Raw genomic sequence first — 18,665 nt, 5'->3', positions numbered from 1 at the left:
AGAGATCTTTTTCTGACTTCCGAGACTATTGATGATGTATGTAATGATGCTCTTCAACTTGAATTTGCCTTTAAGTATTAATTGTTAATAAATTTAATTGGACACCCGTGAAAATCAATTTTAGTTTATGTGAAATGCCTTTTAGGAGTGAAAAAATAGATATAAAACGAAAAAAAGACAGTTGGGGAGTGAAAGAATCTACTTTCAACTGAAATTCCGTCAGTGGAAGCGTGGAAAAATCCATTTAAAACTGAAATCCTATCACTTGCTGAGTTGAAAAAAATTATTCTTGACTGAAATTTTATCGGTTGGGGAGTTGAAAAAGAATGTTAGGAAGTTCCATTTTTTAGATCTGATTATTGAAGTATGTTTTATATGGCTGAGATTGATTGGTATGATTATGTGGGTGTTGAGTATTGTTGGGCAAAGAGGGGAATCCAAATCAAAAAGTAGAGATTGAGAAGCAACGAATGGGCTAGCGGGCTTAGTCAAAGTATTAAGACAATATGTCAACCGGTTCAATACTTTTGATCGTCCGATTTGCAGAATGAATGGATAGAAGGGGATGCATAGTATATCGTAGGTTTCGTAAGGTTTCTGGAATAAATAGGAGGGGTTATTTCGGTCAGATTGTGCCAGTGTGAGAGATGGAGCAATAGTACAAAAAAAGTTTATTCAGGTTTCAAAATATCTCTTCTTAAAGAGGGTCCGTTTAGATCGATTCGATGGGAAGAGTTTATCAGTCGGTCGAGTATTGCATCGGCAATTGTTCCGTCACCAATAATATCATACCATACAGACACGGGGATTTGTGACAAGACAATTGTAGATTTATGACTATATCGGTCATCTATAATATCCATTAATGTTTCACGATCTTGTTTATCAAGGGATTGCAATCATAAGTCATCCAGGATTAAAAGATCAACTTTTGATAGTTTGTTAAGTTCTTTCATGTAAGTGTCATCCACTTTGGAGAGCTTAAAGCGCTTAAATAATCGTGAAATAATAGCATTATACACTCTATATTCCATCATACAGGCATGATGTCCTATAGCCTGGGCCAGATAGCTTTTACCAACGCCGGAAGGCCCTGTAAAGATCAGGTTTTCATTTCTTTTAATAAAATCAAGAGAACAAAGTCTTTGAAACATGTTTTTATCCGGTTTTCTGTCGGCCTGATAATTTACATCACCGATGGATGCTTTTTGGCGAAAACCGGCTTGCTTAAGCAATCGCTGTATTTTCTTGTTTTGTCTGTCTTTCCATTCATGATCGGTAAGCAATGTCAGATATTCATCGCGGGTTACATCCGTCAACTGATTGTTTTTTTATTTGCTGCAGGTGCCAATCGGTCATTGCGTTAATCCGCATTTTCCTGAGTTTTTACGATTGTCTGATTTTTTTGGGGGGGTAGACCCTTCGGTGATTACTATCACAGGGTGTCTATCATTATAATAACATGGTCCTGGTGATTACTATCACATGGTGTCCATCATTATAATCACATGGTCTTGGTGATTACTATCACATGGTGTCCATCATTATAATCACATGGTCCTGGTGATTACTATCACATGGTATCTATCATTATAATCACATGGTCCTGATGATTACTATCACATGGTGTCGACCATTGTAATCACAATTTAAACAACTCTCTGCGGCTGGCTTGCCGGTGTTTCAGTAAAAGATCATTAGAGGTGATCAAAAGCCTTTTTATTTCTCTATTGAGAGCTTCCAGAGAAAAGAATCTCATCTGGCGTAAGGGATAGAATATGTGCTGATAAACAAGATTTACAGCATTCTCGACTAATGCTTTGTCGTAAGGAGAATAACTACGTGTGGGATTCATTACGCAATTGTAATGATGGGCAAAGTCCTTAAAGGCGCAATTTATTTGTGGTTCGTATTTACTGGTTCTTGTTACCGCCGATTTTAAAATGGTCTGATACGATGGCTTTCGGTACGCCTCCATAATAGGATAAAACATTGGATATACCACTTATCTTTATAATGGTATAGAAATGTAAAACCCGGATGGTCACGTTGCGCGTTCATCTTTTCAAAGTAGCTCATTAGCTCATCATACCGGGCATTTTTGATGGTGGTATGGATTGGAATAAACTTGAGTAATTCACTATTATCCAATGAAACAAGTTCTTAATGGATTGCACTTTTAATTCGAAATAGATTTTCTAATGCATTTTTCGGGTTTAATCTATAAGATCAAGTTTATTGGCCATATCGCTTTTTTTGGCGATATAGCGGTTTTTTCCTGATCTCTCAAACTGGCACAAGTCGAACCGAAAGCTTTTTTTGCTTATGCGCTATGACTGGCACGTTTTAAACCGAAATGTCTGGCACTAGTACTCCGAAATCGGTGGCACATTTTGAACCGGTATAGCCAGTTGGGGAGTGAGAAAAGAACCTTAAACTGTGGATAACCAGATTGAAAAAATGTCTTTGCTCTTTGAAATGCATTATGTTGAGGGAAGAAAGATGGCCTAAAGGTGAGAATTGCGATTCTTTAATGTCGGTCTTTTAGCTATTCTCTTTTAATGAAATTATCTAAAAAAAGGAGAAAATTGATTTTAAGTTGGTTGCCATGCACTATTGATAGACGAGAGGTGATGAGGAAAGATCTGTATTCGGTGTTCATTAATTATAATGAAAATTCTTTCAGTTGATTAATCAAGGGAGTTCGAGTGATTACAAAGGTGTGGTTTCGGATTTATCAAGTAAATGATTAATATTTAAAACACATTCTTTATCCCATTAAAATTAGCTCGAAATTCAGTGGGGGTGCAGTTTTGTTTTCTTTTGAAAGTTCGATTAAAGTTCGATATGTTGTTGAAGCCACATTCGTAACATATTTCCGAAACACTTTTTGTCGTTTCGATAAGCATCCGGGTGGCAACACCCAGTCTAACTTCATTGACAAAATCGACAAACGATTTTCCGGTTCTTTTTTTGATCATTCGGCTAAACGAAACCACCGACATATTCATGAGTTTTGCAGCGTCGTCCAACTTTATTCTTTTACTGTAGTTTTCTTTTACGAAATTGTATATTTTTTCGATTTTATCACTGTTGAAGAAGTCGTCTTGGTTTCGAAATGAGAGGTTGGTTAGTAATCGTTGATTTGGTGCAATGGACAAATCATACAGTAAAGATTGAAATTCCAGGAAGGAATCAAAACCTCTTTTTTTGTTGATTCGTTTTAATCGTGTTGCAGCAGAAAGTGCGGTTTCATGTGAAAAAAGGATTCCCCTTTCGGCGTTGTGCAGCAAGTCTTTGAGTGGTTTAAGGATGTTTTTTTGTAACAAATGGTTTTGAAACAGATCGCGAGGAAACTGTAGCGTAATTTCATGAAGCAGTTCTTTGCCGGTATTTTTATAGTTTTCCCATCCATGGTAGAGATTAGGTCCGACCATTACCAATTCCAGATCATCAATTTCGCCTATGTGATCGCCAACGACTCTTCTGCCTCCCTTGGCATTGGCTATAAAATTGATTTCGTATTCAGGATGAAAATGAATCGGGAAATTGAAAAAGTTTCTTTGACGATCAAATACTAAGAAACAATCGTCGGTCTGAAGGGGCGTTATTTCCCGGTGTATTCGATTTTTAGTCTGAATTTTCATCCTTGCTTTAACTTGTGGATTACAAATGTAACACTATCCTGAATAAAATGAACCAGGTTTCCTTTTATTGGGAATCATTAGAGGAAGAGGAAACACTTTTTCTAAGTAGATTTTTTATGATTTATTTTTCAAGTGAGTTTCTGTCTGAGATAACCCTTCTGTGGCATTTGTGGGTAAGGAAACAAATCTGAAATTAAGCCCATGGAGATAAATTGCCGGTAAAAGCAGACAAAAATTTCTACCTTTGAGAGTCTAAACCGAAACAAGGGTATGATTGATAAAAGCACCATAGATCGCGTGATGGAGACTGCGCAGAGTCAGATTGTCGATGTGGTTTCGGAGTTTGTTAATCTTAAGCGCAGAGGGGTTAATTATATTGGATTATGTCCATTTCATAATGAAAAAACACCTTCATTTATTGTTTCACCCTCCAAGGGAATATTCAAATGTTTTGGCTGCGGCAAGGGTGGGAATGCGGTCAATTTTTTAATGGAGCATGAACAGATTTCATTTGTTGAATCCATTAAAATTTTAGGAAAAAAATTTCATATTCCGGTGGAAGATAAAGTTTTAACTCCGGAGGAGGTTGCCCATCAGACCGAACGTGAGAGTATGCTTATTGTTACCGGGTTTGCTGCAAAATATTTTGAAGAACGTTTGCATCATTCCGATGAAGGGAAATCAGTGGGAATAGGATATCTTCGAGAACGAGGATTCCGGGATGATATTATTCAGAAGTTTGGGTTGGGCTATTCGCCCGAATCCAAGGATGCCTTTACGCGTGAAGCGTTAAGAAAAGGATTTAAGTTGGAGTTTCTTGAAAAAACCGGGCTAACCATCGTTCGGGATGACTATAAAGCCGATCGATTCAGAGGAAGGGTTATTTTTCCGATACATAGTCTGGCGGGAAAAGTGATCGGATTTGGAGGACGTGTTTTGCGGACCGATGCCAAAACAGCCAAGTATCTGAATTCGCCGGAATCGGAAATCTACCATAAAAGCAGAATACTTTATGGGATGTATCAGGCCCGGCAGGAGATTGCCCGGCAGGATCGGTGCATCTTAGTGGAGGGTTACACCGATGTGCTCTCATTTCATCAGGCAGGTATTCATAACGTGGTGGCATCGTCAGGAACCGCTCTTACACCAGATCAGATTAGGCTGATTGCCCGTTTTACTAAAAATCTGACGATTATTTATGATGGAGATGCTGCGGGAATAAAAGCCTCACTTCGTGGTATTGATCTGGTTCTTGAAGAAGGATTGAATGTGAAGGTAGTATTGCTTCCCGACGGAGAGGATCCGGATTCGTATTCCAAAAAACTGGGTGGTGACCCTCTTATAGCTTATATAAAAGAGCATGAAACTGATTTTATAAGGTTTAAAACGTCTCTTCTTATGGGGGAAACACAAGATGATCCTGTTGGCCGGGCTCGGCTTATTCAGGATATTGTTCGTTCCATTTCTGTGATTCCTGATTCTATTACTCGTACAGAGTACGTGAAAGAATGCAGTAATTTGATGGAAGTGAAAGAACAGGTGCTTTTCTCGGAGATTGGGAAACTACGTCGTCGAAAACGGGAAAAAGAATCTCAAAGGGGCAGGCATTATGGTCATGCACAGGAAGGTGAATCTTTTTCGTCGCCTCGTGTTGAGAAGGTTGCTGCCACCTCTTCCAATCCTTTTGAAACGGAAGAACGAGAAGTCCTTCGTTTTTTGTTGAAGTATGGGGATGTCGATTTAGGGGAGTTGGAAACCGAAGAAGAGATTCGTCAATTAACCGTAGGTGAATATATTATTGCAGAGCTTCGTCAGGATGAGCTGGAGAGTGTCAATCCGCTTTACAATCAAATCATGAAACTATATGAAGAGAATTTTAAAAATCAGGATTTTAAAGCGTCTCATTTTTTTGTTTCACATGCCGATAGTCGAATTTCCGGACTGGCAACAGATCTTATAGCCAAAGAGTATTCTTTGAGCAGGATTCACAATCGAGGAGGGAAGGTGGAAAAAGAAAGTGACAGACTGGATGAATTGGTCCCTAAAGTGGTGACCGAATTGAAGTGGCGCAAAGTGAAAGTATTGCTTGACGAAAAGAGAAAACAGTTAAAAGCGGCAGAAGAAAGAGGGGACAAAACCGGGTTTATGGATCTTTTGAAGGAAATTAATGGGCTGCAGCAGGCGTTTATTTACATCTCTAAAGTGTTGGGCGAAAGGACGGTTGTTTAATGTTATTAGCTGTAGAATCGAATATTGAATGGTATTATGAAGACTTATTTAATTAATGATCAAAAATTTATAGATGAAGTAATATTGTCCTGCAAAATTTGTTTTGCCGGTGTTGTTGACGAAGACGGATTGCCTTATGTGGTTCCCATGAATTTTGGTTACGAACAGGGGGTATTTTATTTGCATAGTGCACCGGAAGGGAGGATCATAAGAGCTCTGGAAAGAAAAAATGATATATGCTTGACTTTTAATTTTGGCGAAGAGCTGGCTTTTCAGCATCCTGAAGTGGCTTGTAGCTATAGGATGAAAGCTCGCAGTGTTGTGGCTGAGGGGAAAGTGACTTTTGTCGAAGATATGGAGCAAAAACGTCATGCCTTGGACTGTATTATGGCTCAATACAGTAGGAAACAGTTTAAGTATGGTGATCCTGCTGTCAGAAATGTAAAGATCTGGCGTGTTGATATTACCAACATAGGATGTAAGGAATTTGGGGCACCACACGATGTCTGTAAAAAATAATTTATGGTACTAAACTATCTATGGATTGCTTTTTTTCTGATAGCCTTTGTAGTGGCACTGGTTAGACTTATCTTTTTTCAAGATTTGGAGATCTTTACCGCCCTGATGAATGCTACTTTTGAGAATGCCAAAACGGGTTTTAATATCTCGTTGGGGTTGACAGGTGTACTTACCCTTTGGCTTGGACTGATGCGTATTGGTGAAAAAGGGGGAATGGTTGCCGTTATGTCGAAGGCTATTGGTCCATTTTTTCGTCATATTTTTCCTTCACTACCTAAAGATCATCCGGCGTATGGTCCTATGATGCTGAATATAGCGGCCAATATGCTGGGGTTGGACAATGCGGCGACACCTATGGGGCTTAAAGCGATGAAAGAAATGCAATCGGCCAATAAGAAAAAGGATACTGCATCGGATGCTCAAATCATGTTTTTGGTATTGAACACCTCCGGTCTTACTATCATACCCATTTCCGTGATGGTTTACAGGGCCGAAATGGGGGCTGCCAATCCGGCGGATATTTTTCTTCCCATACTTCTTGCTACCTTTTTTAGCACCATTGCGGGTTTAATTTCTGTCGCCATAGTGCAAAAAATAAACCTGCTTAACAGAGTTGTTTTGGCTTATTTGGGGGGATTGTCACTTTTTATTGGTGCAGTCATTTATGGTTTGTCGCAACTGGATAAAGATGAGATCCGAATCATTTCTCTATTGGCTGCCAATATCATATTGTTTACGATTATCGTGACTTTCATCCTGATGGCCGTTGTTAAGAAGGTAAATGTTTATGAGACTTTTATTGAAGGAGCAAAAGACGGATTCCAAATAGCCGTTAAGATTATTCCATATCTGATTGCAATCCTTGTAGGCATTGGGGTTTTTCGTGCTTCGGGGGCAATGGATATCTTGATCAGAGGAATCGAATGGGGGGTGGCTTCTTTGGGATTGAACACTGATTTTGTTGAAGCCCTTCCTACAGCATTGATGAAACCGTTAAGCGGTAGCGGGGCCAGAGGGTTGATGGTGGATGCCATGAAGATGTATGGAGCCGACTCTTTTGTTGGTCGTGTGGCCAGCACTATTCAGGGGGCTACCGACACTACTTTCTATGTTGTTGCTGTCTATTTTGGCTCGGTAGGGATCCGGAAAACCCGTTATGCTGTGGTTTGTGGGTTGATTGCCGATATCGCCGGGATTATTGCCGCCATATTGTTAGGATATCTTTTCTTTGCTTAAGTTATATTGATTGTATTATGACCTTGGACGGAAATCTTATTAAAATGAAAAGTGCTCTCATCAACAGAGAGGCTGTCTATACGCTTAGATTGGGGGATGATGAAGTTTGTCTTAACGACTGGCTCGGGAAAACCATACAAATACACTATGGGGGTAAGATTAACTGTATTGTTTGTGGAAAAGAAATCCGTAAAACTTATGGCCAAGGATTCTGTTATCAGTGTTTTACTTCCTCCCCGGAGGCTGATGAGTGTATTCTTAGACCCGACCGGTGCTTAGCTCATCTTGGAGTTGCGAGAGATATGTCGTGGGCAGAAGATCATTGTCTTCAGCCTCATATTGTTTATTTGGCAGTAAGTGGAGGACTGAAAGTTGGTGTAACCCGACTATCTCAAGTGCCTTATCGTTGGATAGATCAGGGGGCTGCCCGTGCTATTAAAATTTGTCAGGTTCCAAATAGGCATATTGCTGGCGTCATTGAATCCTTTCTAATGCCTCATTTTGGTGATAAAACCAACTGGAAGAAGATGGTGACGAATGAGTCACTGCCTGACATTGACCTCAAAAATTCAAAACACAAAGCCACGTCATTACTTCCGGATGAATTGAAAAGATATGTTTTGGAACAGGACGATGAAGTTTTTGAAATCAGATATCCGGTTCAAACATATCCTAAAACCCCCGTTCAGCTAAATCTTGATAAAGAATCCTTTGTTGAAGGGACTTTGACTGGTATTAGAGGTCAATATATCTTCTTCAATAATCAAAAAATATTAAATGTCCGTCGATTTTCTGGTTATTCAACTAAAATTCATTTGGCTTAATTGATAATAATATTAAGGCAAACACTTGAAGAGAAAACGTGATTATTTTTTTCATTGTTTATTACAGACAGGTGATTGTTAGGGGGGAGAATTAGTCAAATAGAATAAGGTAAACACTCTCGTTTAAGAAAAATTGATAGTTAAAAGGAAACCAAACTTAATAGTTTACGTAGCATGTGGTTGGTGGATATTTTGGAAATTATTGCCCCTGTAGTGGGGTTTAAAAAGTAAAACCACCGATATATTTTGTGCTTGGGTTTTGTGAATTAATAAACTTTTAAAAGGAAATGAGAAAGATTTACTTGATTTTGACGTTTCTTCTGCTGATGCCGTTTATAATGGAAGGACAGGTAGAGAAGTACAAGGCAGTTTTTACGCTGAACTTCATCCGGTATATTGGTTGGCCGGAGGATGCCCGGCAGGGAGATTTTGTAATTGGTGTATTAAATTCTCCCAATGTGGCTAAATGGATTAAAAGTCAATCGGAAGGTAAAAAATTTGGTTTTCAGGACGTGGTTGTCAAAGAATTTAAGTCTGTTGATGAGGTTCAGGATTGTCAGGTGCTATATGTATCCTCCCGATCCAGATATTTGAGGATTGCCTCCCAGGTTCAGTCGAAGTTAGGAAGCAGTTCTTTAATTATAACCGAGGAGGAAGGAGCCACGGATCATGGGGCGATGATAAATTTCGTGATTAGAGATGATGTCCTGAAATTTGAGATTCATAATAGTAATGCTTCCAATAAAGGGCTTCAGATTAGTTCCCGATTAGAGAATATGTCGTCGGCCATCGTGTTATGACCAAAATTCAATTAAAAAAATAATAAATACGACGGGTCCGGAAAAGACCAATGTTCCGGAATTTTTTTCAGAATAAAGTCCGACAGGCTCGGTTAGCAAAATATTTATTCATGAAGATGAAAGTTAAATTTAATATCGCCCAAAAGTTAGTTGCTGGCTTTGGAATAATATTACTGGCAATTCTTATTAATTCGGTTTTGACTTTGAGTATCCTTTCGCGAAGCAGAAGCTTAACGATGGATGTTACCACCATCTATTCACCCAGTGTTGAAAAATTAGGTGATTTGGGAATGACAGTGACCCAAACCAAGATGCTAATAAAAAATTGGGTTTACATCGATCGCCAGGCCAATACTCCTGATAAAGTTAAACTTGCAGAAATTCATGAAACCGAATTTCCGACCATTAAAAATGATCTCCGTCAACTTTCGGAGATGTGGGAAAACAAGGACGAAAAGAATGTATTGGAAGGGATATTTCATAAAACCGATTCTTTATTTGCCATGCATAAGAAGATTATGCTGGCATTGAATTCGTTTGAAGCCTATGATGATCCTATGGTTTTATTTGAAGTGGAACCAATGGTCGTTGAAGGTGGAGAGGTTATGAATTTAAGTGACGAAATAATTGGTGAAGTTTCTAAGCTGGAAGAGAAATATCTTAGTGATTATGAGTCTTCACTTGGAAGTATGCACTCCATTTTTTCGTCTTTTACATGGTATATGATTATCATGAGCATAATACTGACTGCAGCTTCGGCAATTATCGGTTATGTGTTATATTCTTCTATTGTTAAACCGCTTCTGAAAGGGGTGAAATTTGCTCAATTGTTTGGGAATGGGGATTTGACAGCTCAGATTGAAATTAATCAGGAAGATGAAATTGGAATCCTGGCCAAAGAGCTAGGGACAATGGCCAAAAATCTAAAGGGTATTGTGTTTTCGATCAAGCAAAATGCCAGAGATTTGGTTCATTCCAGCCGAAATCTAAGAGACAGTTCTCTTCAGATGTCTCGTGGTTCTGCAGATCAGGCTGCCTCCGCTGAAGAGGTGTCTACTTCTATTGAAGAGATGGTGGCAAATATTGATCAGAATACCGACAATGCCATTCAAACAGAAAAAATTACTGTTGATACGGCGCGTGAAGTCAATATAGCTAATGAATTATCATCGGAAGCGGCGAAAGCAATGGAAGATATTGCAGAACGTATTTCGGTGATTAGTGATATTGCTTTTCAGACGAACATTCTTGCTTTGAATGCTGCAGTTGAAGCAGCTCGGGCTGGGGAACATGGTCGAGGATTTTCTGTTGTGGCAGCCGAGGTTCGTAAATTGGCTGAAAAAAGTAAATCTGCAGCAGATGAAATTGTTAATTTGGTGGCCAAAGGTTTGAAGGTTTCTAAAGAGGCCGGTGATAAAACCAAAATGCTGGTTCCCGAGATTGAAAAAACGACCCAACTGATTAAGGAAATAGCTGCCGCAAGTTTGGAGCAAAAAACTGGAGCCGATCAAATCAATCAGGCTATGCAGCAATTAAACCTGATTACTCAGGAAAATGCTTCTTCTTCCGATGAGTTGACCCAGTCTTCGGAACAACTTGCAGGACTTGCGCGTAACTTACAAAAAGCTGTGAGCATTTTTAACATTGGAGAAGATGATACTCAAGTGGACGATCTTGAATCTGGAACAGATGATCCGGCTAAAAGGCAAAGATATTCCGATAACGATAAGTCTTCCGAAGATGAACCCGCAAATTCAGGCAGCAATGAGAAATTGCCTCTTTCGAAGGATTTAAAAGGGAATAAGCCTGACCTTTCCGATTTGGGAAAGGAATTCGATCTGGATAATTATGAGAAGTTTTAATGATTTTTTTTGAGGGGGTATAATTATAGATGTATCTGAGTGGTATATTTGTGGGATAGCCTTTTTGATTGTATACCAGAAAAGAAAAAAGTATTCAGTCAGTGTTCCTTTAAGAATTTTTATTTAAGAGGAAATGGAAGATAAAAACAGGTATGCCAGATAAAACTCATGCAACCCTTGAGGTTTATAAAAATTTAGCCAGGTTTCATTATGAGTGATGAAAATTATTCAGTTCAAATAAGTAAAGAAGGAGATAGCCAAGTAGTGACTTTTTCCGGTCAACTAACTATTAATTATATCCAAAACATTAAAGACCTTGTTGGAAAAAAGATCCATTTTTCAAAAGATATAGTTGTAAAGGTGGAGAACCCTGATAATTTGGATATCACCTTTCTGCAGTTATTGGAGTCGATAAAGGCCACTGCAGAATCGAATCAACGAAAATTTTCAGCTTCGGGCTCATTGCCCGACGAATTGTTGAGTTTAATATCCAATAGTGGGTTTTCCAAATTATTAAGTTGTAATCCTGTAAACAAATAAGCATATGGCAAAAACAGTTCTTATTGTTGATGATTCCGAAAGTATCCGGGAGGTGGTGAATTTCACACTACAAAACGAAGGGTATGATGTGCTTGTCGGCGTCGATGGGCAAGATGCCCTTAAATTTCTGGATGGCAGGCCAATAGATATCATTATTACCGATCTTCATATGCCTAATATGGATGGTTTGGAGCTGATCCGGAAAGTTAGGGAAATGGATAATTATAAACATATTCCCATTTTGTTTCTGACCACCGAATCTCAGGCAGCCAAAAAGATGGAAGCCAAACAGGCCGGCGCAACCGGGTGGATTATTAAACCATTTGTTCCTGCCAAATTATTAAGTGCAATTTCCAGGGTGCTTCGCTAAATTTCCTAAGTAACAGGTGCACGCCAAGCTGGTAGCCAATTTCTTTTTGGCCACAATAAATGTGCGAAACCGCAAACGAATATGATTGATAAATTTAAAGCCAAGTTTGTAGAAGAATCTCTGGATAATGTGAATGATCTGGAAGAAGCTCTTTTTGCTCTCGAAAATGATATGCAGAGCAAGGATCTTATTGAGCGCATCTTTCGGGCCATGCATTCGTTAAAAGGTGGTGGGGCTATGTTTGGGTTTAATCACCTTAGCGAATTCACACACCACCTAGAAAGTATATTTGACCAGGTTCGAAATGACAAACTTGAGGTAACTCAGGATTTGGTTTCTCTGACTTTTACAGCCGTTGATGAAATTAAATATTTGCTTGAAAAAGGTGACCTGACCGATAATGAGGATTTGGATGAATTTCACCAATTAATGGATAGGATTCAGACATTTCTCCAGTCGGGAGGGAAGGCAAGTAAGGGAACAGACCATGACTCTTCAGAAAAAGGAGCTACAGAAACCGGTTCGGGAGAGAAAATTTACCTTATTTCATTTGTGCCTGGGGAGAATTTATTGCAAAACGGGACTAATCCATTGTTTTTGCTCGATGATTTGCATGCATTGGGGAATGGACAAAGTATCGTTTACACGCATAAAATTCCCGGCTTTGATGTTCTGGATCCGAAAAACATTTATTGTGTATGGCAAATTCTCCTTTCTACTTCCGAATCTCTGAATGAGATAAAGGATGTCTTTATTTTTGTGGAAGATGAATGTGAACTTTCAATTGAAGAAGTTGGAAGTGGACCGCTTAAAATCTTGCCTCCTGTAGAGCAGATGATTGCTGATGCCCGTAATTCTAACAAGCTCATTAAAGGGGACGATTTAAAATCCTTACTGAATAATATCGATCAGAAAAAAGCGGGAGGGGCATCAAAAAACAACAATGGTGGCCGTAAAAAACAAAAAAGCCAGATAAAGGAACATAAAATATCCAGTATAAGGGTTGCTTCCAAGAAAATTGATGAACTGGTTAACCTTGTTAGTGAATTGGTAACAACTCAGGCCCAGTTAAGCGTTTATGCCGAGAAAAGTGGCGATATTGATATTCTTGCATTGGCGGAGAATGTTCAGAAACTTTCGAAACAATTAAGAGATAATGCCTTTGAAATCAGTCTAATTCCTATGCAAAGTGAATTGATGCGTTTCCAAAGGTTGGTAAGGGATTTGTCGAAAGAGCTGGGAAAAGAAATAGAGTTTGTAATTGAAGGCGGTGATATCGAGCTGGATAAGAATATTATTGAGCATTTAACAGACCCACTTCTTCACATTCTACGGAATTCTGTTGATCATGGGATTGAAAACCCTGATGACAGGGTTGCTGTAGGAAAATCGCCTAAAGGAAATATCTATTTTAAAGCTTATTATGAAGGCGCCAACGTCATGATCGAAGTGACAGATGACGGTAAAGGTATTGATGTTAAAGACATTAGGCTGAAAGCGATACGAAAGGGGTTAATTCAGGAGTCAGATGAATTGTCCCGGAAGGAGATTCTGGACTTGGTTTTTATGAGTGGTTTTTCTACTAGAGAGACTGTTTCCGATGTATCTGGACGTGGTGTTGGAATGGACGTTGTCCGGAAGAAAATATCAGAAATTCGTGGAGAAGTAACCATTGATTCGGAAGTTGGTAAAGGAACTACCATTACGCTACGTTTGCCATTAACCTTATCAATTATAGATGGTTTATTGGTGAAAGTAGGCCAAAATAAATATGTGGTACCTATTTCTGCCATCGAAAAGATCTATTCCTTAGATAGAACGCAGTTGAAGGATTCGTTCAATAAAGTAGTCATTCTCGAACAAGAACAGATCCCTTATGTTGATGTGCGGGAGGCTTTTAATGAAGAAATAGAGGAAAGTCAGAATATTCAAATGGTACTGATTCGTCATGAAAATAAAAAGTTGGGATTATTGGTTGATGAAGTTTTGGGAGAACACCAAACTGTGGTAAAACCTATGGGGCGTTATCTCCAACGACATCAGGTGATATCCGGAGCTTCTGTGTTGGGGGATGGATCCATCGCAATGGTTATCGATTCTAATAGATTATTACAATTGAATTCCGCGGGAAAATACCGGGAAAGAAATAATAAAATGACAAAAGAATAAAATATGGCCGGGCAACAACAGAATACTACACTTTTATCCTTTAGGGTGGATGATGAGTTTTTTGCTCTGGATGCCATGAAGGTGAATCACATCCTGGAAGTAACAGACATTACCAGGGTCCCTAACACGCCCGAATTTATGAAAGGATTGATAAATCTTCACGGGAATATTGTTCCTGTCGTTGATTTAAGAGTTATGATGGGGTTCTCCAACGATAAGGTTACAAATGATACGGCCATTATTGTTGTATCTCCTGATGAGCAGCAAGAGAACAATCTAGGGTTGATGGTTGATATGGTTAAAGAAGTTATTGAAGGAGAAGACCTTGAGCTAAAACCGACAGTTGCCGATATGGGAAAGAGCCTACTGAAAAATTTTTTGGGAACCTTTCTGTTCGACAATCAATTTGTGCACATTATTGATGTGCAGGAATTAATCAGAGTGGCAGAAGTTTAAACGAATTATTGAATTTTAATTTTAACAAAGATAGATGGAGTCCTATCTGACATTCAGACTTGCAGAAGAGATCTTTGCGATTCATGTATCACAGGTCTTGGAGATTCGTGAATATGAAAAGCCCAAGCCTGTTCCAAAACAAACTGAGTTTGTGATTGGTTTGATGGAGTTTAGAAATGAGATTATTCCGGTAATTGATACCGGAATTAAATTCAGGTTGGGATCCGTAAAGGCGAATCAAAACACGGTTTTTATTGTGCTTAATTTACAAAAGCCGGGAGAATCGAATACTTTTCGGGTTGCAATCTTGGTTGATTCTGTAGCGGATGTATTAGAAATTGAGGCAGACCAATTGAAACCTATCCGGCAGGAATATAAACCAGGTTATGTGGCTGGATCTTTTAACTATGAGGATACATTTGTGTTGGTGCTCAACACTGATAAGGTGTTTACCGATAAAGAGATAGTTGAAATGGATAAAATTTTATTGGACGCCAAAGAACAGAAGTAGTAAAGAAATGGCTGAAGAAAGAGGTGTTAATAATAAAGGACTCGATTGTTTTAAGGCAGAATTGTCTGAAAAAGATTTTCAGGCCTTTAGTACCTATATTTATCGGGAATACGGGATTAAGATGCCTCCGGTTAAGCGGTTGATGTTGCAGGGGCGATTATTGAAAAGGATTCGCGATTTAAAGATGAAATCTTATTCCGAGTATCGTGATTTTTTCTTCAGCAGGGAGGGCCAGGAAAAAGAACTATTGAATTTTTTGAATGTAGTAACAACCAATAAAACCGATTTTTTCAGAGAACCGATACATTTTCAATTTTTGCAAGAGAGTGTTTTACCGGCTTTTTCAAAAAGAGAAGCTGCTAAAGGACCCTTCAAAGTTTGGAGTGCTGGTGTGTCTAGTGGGGAGGAAGGGTATACCATTGCCATTGTACTTAATGAATTTAAACTGAATCACCCAGGTTTTCGCTACCAAATTTTGGGAACCGATATTTCTACTCAAATGTTGGAGAAGGGGATTAAAGGAATTTATAAGGAATCAAAAATAGATATGGTTCCCGGCCTGCTGAAAAAACGCTATTTTTTAAGAAGTAAGGACAGATTGAATCCCACGGTTAGAGTGATTCCTGAACTACAGAAGAGTATCAGGTTTAAATATCTGAATTTGATGGATCAGTCTTATGCCGAGGAGGAGGGGTTTGATGTGATTTTTTGCCGGAATGTCCTGATATATTTTGATCGGATAACCCAAGAGAAAGTTATCAACCGTCTGTGCAGACACCTGAGACCAGACGGCTATTTTTTTATAGGTCATTCTGAATCCCTTTCGGGAATGAATGTTCCGCTAGAACATGTTAAACCTACTATTTTTAGGCGGAAATAAAGAATGAGATTTAGAGTTTTTGGTTTAAAATGGTTATAAAGTGATATTTAATAATACGATGACGCTTTTTAAATGATGCATTATGACAAATATTAGTGACAGACAGCTATTGAAAGAAATACGGGAGAGGCTTAACGAGCGAAAGAAATTTGAGCAGGAAGTTCAGATGCTCACAAGAGAATTGCAGGAGGTAACCAAAAAACTCAGAGAATCTGAAGCTCTTAAGAGCCACTTTATTTCCAATATCTCCAATGAGATTGTTAACCCCTTCACATCTATTTTAGGGTTATCCAAGTCCATTCTTTCAGTTGAGAAAAACGATTGGAAAAAAGTGGTTTCAATGGTAGCATTGATTCATAGCGAGGCTTTTAATCTCGACTTTCAGCTGAGAAATATTTTTGTTGCCGCTAAAATTGAAGCGGGAGAAGTAGCGCCAAACATTTCCAAAGTCAATATAAGAGGAATAATTCAAAGTATTATAGATGCCTTTAGCTTGGTCGCCCGAAAAATGGGAATTGAGATTGAGTTTGAGTGGGCCATCGAATACGGCTTTGGAAAGAATTTTTACTTTAAAACAGATAGCGAAAAGCTTAAGTTGATTCTGAGTAATTTGCTCAATAATGCCTTGAAGTATAGTTATAAAGATGGGAAGGTGATTATAAAAGTTTGGGCGAATGAAGAAGTTTTAAGCTTTTCTGTTCGGGATTTCGGAACAGGTATTTCTGAAAAAAACCAAAAAATTATATTCGAGCGGTTTAAAAGACTGGATACCGGCATTAACTCCATCAATCGAGGGCATGGGCTTGGACTTTCAATCACTAAAGCGCTTCTAGATGTGTTGGGTGGCGATATAGAAATTGAGAGCCGGAAAGGCGAAGGATCGACCTTTACCATTCATTTACCGGAGGCAAAAAATGTTGTTGATGGTTTTAGCGGTGAAGGAAATGACATCTTTTTTGACGATGGTGATGAGATTTTTTAAGGTTTTTGTTAAATGGAGCAACAATATTCACAACATTTTTTATATCCATCCACGTTGTTTGCCAGTAAAGAACCATATGTGGTTAAAACCATCCTGGGATCGTGTGTGGCCATTTGCCTGTGGGATCCGGTAACAAAAATTGGCGGTATTAACCATTACATGCTCCCCACCTGGAACGGAAACGATTTGGCTTCTCCAAAATATGGAAATATAGCCATCGACAAGTTGTTGGAACGTATGGCATATTTGGGCGCAAGAAGGGAAAACCTTAAAGCCAAAATTTTTGGGGGCGGGGAACTAATTGAGAGTGGCGCAAACGGGACTTTAATAGGCGAACGAAATATTAGGGTGGCACGGCTCATACTTGAAGAAAAAGGTATTCCGGTTGTAGCCTCCAGTACTGGAGGGCGAAAAGGACGAAAAATCCTTTTTTTTACAGACACAGGTGAGGTACGGCATAAGTTTTTGGATAAAAAGGAACAGTAGTATTAAAATGAGCAAAAAAATCCGGGTTTTAGTTGTTGATGATTCTGCAGTGGTAAGACAAAGTCTGTCCGCTATTCTGGAATCTGATCCTGATATTGAGGTTATGGGAACTGCTGCGGATCCTCTGATCGCTGTAAAAAAGATTATGAAAGAGGTTCCCGATGTGATAACCCTTGATATTGAAATGCCCCGGATGGATGGTTTGACGTTCCTTCGTAAGATTATGTCTCAACACCCCATTCCTGTGGTAGTGATTTCTTCATTGACCACGGAAGGCACTGATACGGCCATGAAAGCCCTCGAATATGGGGCTTCCGAAATTATTGGCAAACCCGCAATGAACGCAGGGCAATTTATTAATGATTCCAAGATATTGCTGTGTGATGCCGTTAAAGCTGCTTCTCAGGCTAAGCTAACAAGACTCAAGATAAATAATCACCCTCAAGTTGATTGGGTTGCACCAAAATTCTCTGCCGATGTTATTTTGCAAAAAGGCGTTTCGTATAAAAAAATTATAGATACAGAGAAGATTATTGTATTGGGTGCTTCGACAGGGGGAACTGAAGCGATTCGTGCTTTTCTGAAGGTACTACCTGCAAAAATGCCGGGAATTGCTATTGTTCAACATATGCCTGAGGGCTTTACCCGATCCTTTGCCAAGAGTCTTAATGCATTATGTAAGCTTGAAGTCAAAGAAGCTGAAAATGGAGATAAGCTATATCAGGGGCGAGTCTTAATTGCTCCCGGGAATAATCACTTGTTGCTAAAACGTTCGGGGAAAGAGTATTCTGTAGAAGTAAAAGAAGGACCACTGGTTAACAGACATCGTCCTTCTGTTGACGTACTCTTTCGGTCGGCAGCTCGTTATGCCGGTCAAAATGCATTGGGAATATTACTTACCGGAATGGGAAGTGATGGCGCCAAAGGGCTTCTGGAAATGAAAGAGGCAGGTGCTAATACAATTGCCCAGGATGAAGAATCATCAGTGGTTTTTGGAATGCCTAGAGAGGCAATTAAATTGGGAGCCGCCAACGAGGTGATGTCAATAGATAAAATGGCTTCCTATGTTGTGAAAAAATTTATTTGATTTGCATTATGGTGCTATAACTATTCATAATTTTGCACCATTGGCTGTCCGGACAATATAACCTTTT

General features: G+C 39.0%; 17 protein-coding genes and 1 pseudogene. 15 read left to right on the top strand and 3 right to left on the bottom strand.

Annotated features, from left to right (window positions below; genetic code table 11):
- Positions 1-671: 671 nt before the first annotated feature.
- The 3 genes and pseudogenes from istB to ACT29H_RS07295 form a co-directional block, all read right to left on the bottom strand.
- A pseudogene (istB, locus tag ACT29H_RS07305) lies at positions 672-1,319 on the bottom strand (IS21-like element helper ATPase IstB).
- Between the two features lie 323 nt (positions 1,320-1,642).
- Positions 1,643-1,993, bottom strand: a complete 351-nt coding sequence (locus tag ACT29H_RS07300; RefSeq protein WP_444820957.1) for a hypothetical protein — start codon at positions 1,991-1,993, stop codon at positions 1,643-1,645.
- A gap of 763 nt (positions 1,994-2,756) precedes the next feature.
- Complete coding sequence (locus ACT29H_RS07295; RefSeq protein WP_444820956.1) at positions 2,757-3,647, bottom strand: helix-turn-helix domain-containing protein; 891 nt, start codon at positions 3,645-3,647, stop codon at positions 2,757-2,759.
- A 270-nt stretch (positions 3,648-3,917) separates the two neighbouring features.
- On the opposite strand from ACT29H_RS07295, the gene dnaG reads away from it, so the two are divergent.
- The 15 genes from dnaG to ACT29H_RS07220 all read left to right on the top strand — a co-directional run bounded on the left by dnaG (position 3,918) and on the right by ACT29H_RS07220 (position 18,598).
- Complete coding sequence (dnaG, locus tag ACT29H_RS07290; RefSeq protein WP_444820955.1) at positions 3,918-5,876, top strand: DNA primase; 1,959 nt, start codon at positions 3,918-3,920, stop codon at positions 5,874-5,876.
- Between the two features lie 36 nt (positions 5,877-5,912).
- Positions 5,913-6,395 carry a pyridoxamine 5'-phosphate oxidase family protein gene (locus ACT29H_RS07285; protein WP_444820954.1) on the top strand — a complete coding sequence of 161 codons (483 nt, stop codon included), beginning with the start codon at positions 5,913-5,915 and terminating at the stop codon, positions 6,393-6,395.
- A 3-nt stretch (positions 6,396-6,398) separates the two neighbouring features.
- Positions 6,399-7,631 carry a nucleoside recognition domain-containing protein gene (locus ACT29H_RS07280; protein WP_444820953.1) on the top strand — a complete coding sequence of 411 codons (1,233 nt, stop codon included), beginning with the start codon at positions 6,399-6,401 and terminating at the stop codon, positions 7,629-7,631.
- A 44-nt stretch (positions 7,632-7,675) separates the two neighbouring features.
- Entirely contained in the window at positions 7,676-8,455 is a 780-nt protein-coding gene (locus ACT29H_RS07275; RefSeq protein ID WP_444820952.1) for a DUF2797 domain-containing protein, read from the top strand.
- A 287-nt stretch (positions 8,456-8,742) separates the two neighbouring features.
- Entirely contained in the window at positions 8,743-9,255 is a 513-nt protein-coding gene (locus ACT29H_RS07270) for a YfiR family protein (RefSeq protein ID WP_444820951.1), read from the top strand.
- A 110-nt stretch (positions 9,256-9,365) separates the two neighbouring features.
- Positions 9,366-11,117 carry a methyl-accepting chemotaxis protein gene (locus ACT29H_RS07265; protein WP_444820950.1) on the top strand — a complete coding sequence of 584 codons (1,752 nt, stop codon included), beginning with the start codon at positions 9,366-9,368 and terminating at the stop codon, positions 11,115-11,117.
- Between the two features lie 210 nt (positions 11,118-11,327).
- Entirely contained in the window at positions 11,328-11,657 is a 330-nt protein-coding gene (locus ACT29H_RS07260) for a hypothetical protein (RefSeq protein WP_444820949.1), read from the top strand.
- A 4-nt stretch (positions 11,658-11,661) separates the two neighbouring features.
- Complete coding sequence (locus ACT29H_RS07255) at positions 11,662-12,027, top strand: response regulator (protein ID WP_444820948.1); 366 nt, start codon at positions 11,662-11,664, stop codon at positions 12,025-12,027.
- Between the two features lie 81 nt (positions 12,028-12,108).
- A complete protein-coding gene (locus ACT29H_RS07250; protein ID WP_444820947.1) occupies positions 12,109-14,196 on the top strand; it encodes a chemotaxis protein CheA in 2,088 nt (695 codons plus the stop codon).
- Between the two features lie 3 nt (positions 14,197-14,199).
- Positions 14,200-14,652: a chemotaxis protein CheW gene (locus ACT29H_RS07245; protein WP_444820946.1), complete on the top strand. Its 453-nt coding sequence runs from the start codon at positions 14,200-14,202 to the stop codon at positions 14,650-14,652.
- A gap of 34 nt (positions 14,653-14,686) precedes the next feature.
- Entirely contained in the window at positions 14,687-15,163 is a 477-nt protein-coding gene (locus ACT29H_RS07240; protein ID WP_444820945.1) for a chemotaxis protein CheW, read from the top strand.
- Between the two features lie 7 nt (positions 15,164-15,170).
- A complete protein-coding gene (locus ACT29H_RS07235; protein WP_444820944.1) occupies positions 15,171-16,043 on the top strand; it encodes a CheR family methyltransferase in 873 nt (290 codons plus the stop codon).
- 82 nt (positions 16,044-16,125) lie between these two features.
- Positions 16,126-17,025 carry a sensor histidine kinase gene (locus ACT29H_RS07230; RefSeq protein ID WP_444820943.1) on the top strand — a complete coding sequence of 300 codons (900 nt, stop codon included), beginning with the start codon at positions 16,126-16,128 and terminating at the stop codon, positions 17,023-17,025.
- 12 nt (positions 17,026-17,037) lie between these two features.
- Positions 17,038-17,511, top strand: coding sequence for a chemotaxis protein CheD (locus tag ACT29H_RS07225; protein WP_444820942.1), 474 nt, complete (start codon positions 17,038-17,040; stop codon positions 17,509-17,511).
- Positions 17,512-17,518: 7 nt separating this feature from the next.
- Positions 17,519-18,598: a protein-glutamate methylesterase/protein-glutamine glutaminase gene (locus ACT29H_RS07220; protein ID WP_444820941.1), complete on the top strand. Its 1,080-nt coding sequence runs from the start codon at positions 17,519-17,521 to the stop codon at positions 18,596-18,598.
- Positions 18,599-18,665 lie beyond the last annotated feature (67 nt).

This window comes from Thermophagus sp. OGC60D27, from assembly GCF_052400625.1.
Taxonomy (GTDB): Bacteria; Bacteroidota; Bacteroidia; order Bacteroidales; family Marinilabiliaceae; genus Thermophagus.
Note: the sequence above shows the minus strand (reverse complement) of the source record. Positions and strands in the feature narration are given on the sequence as shown.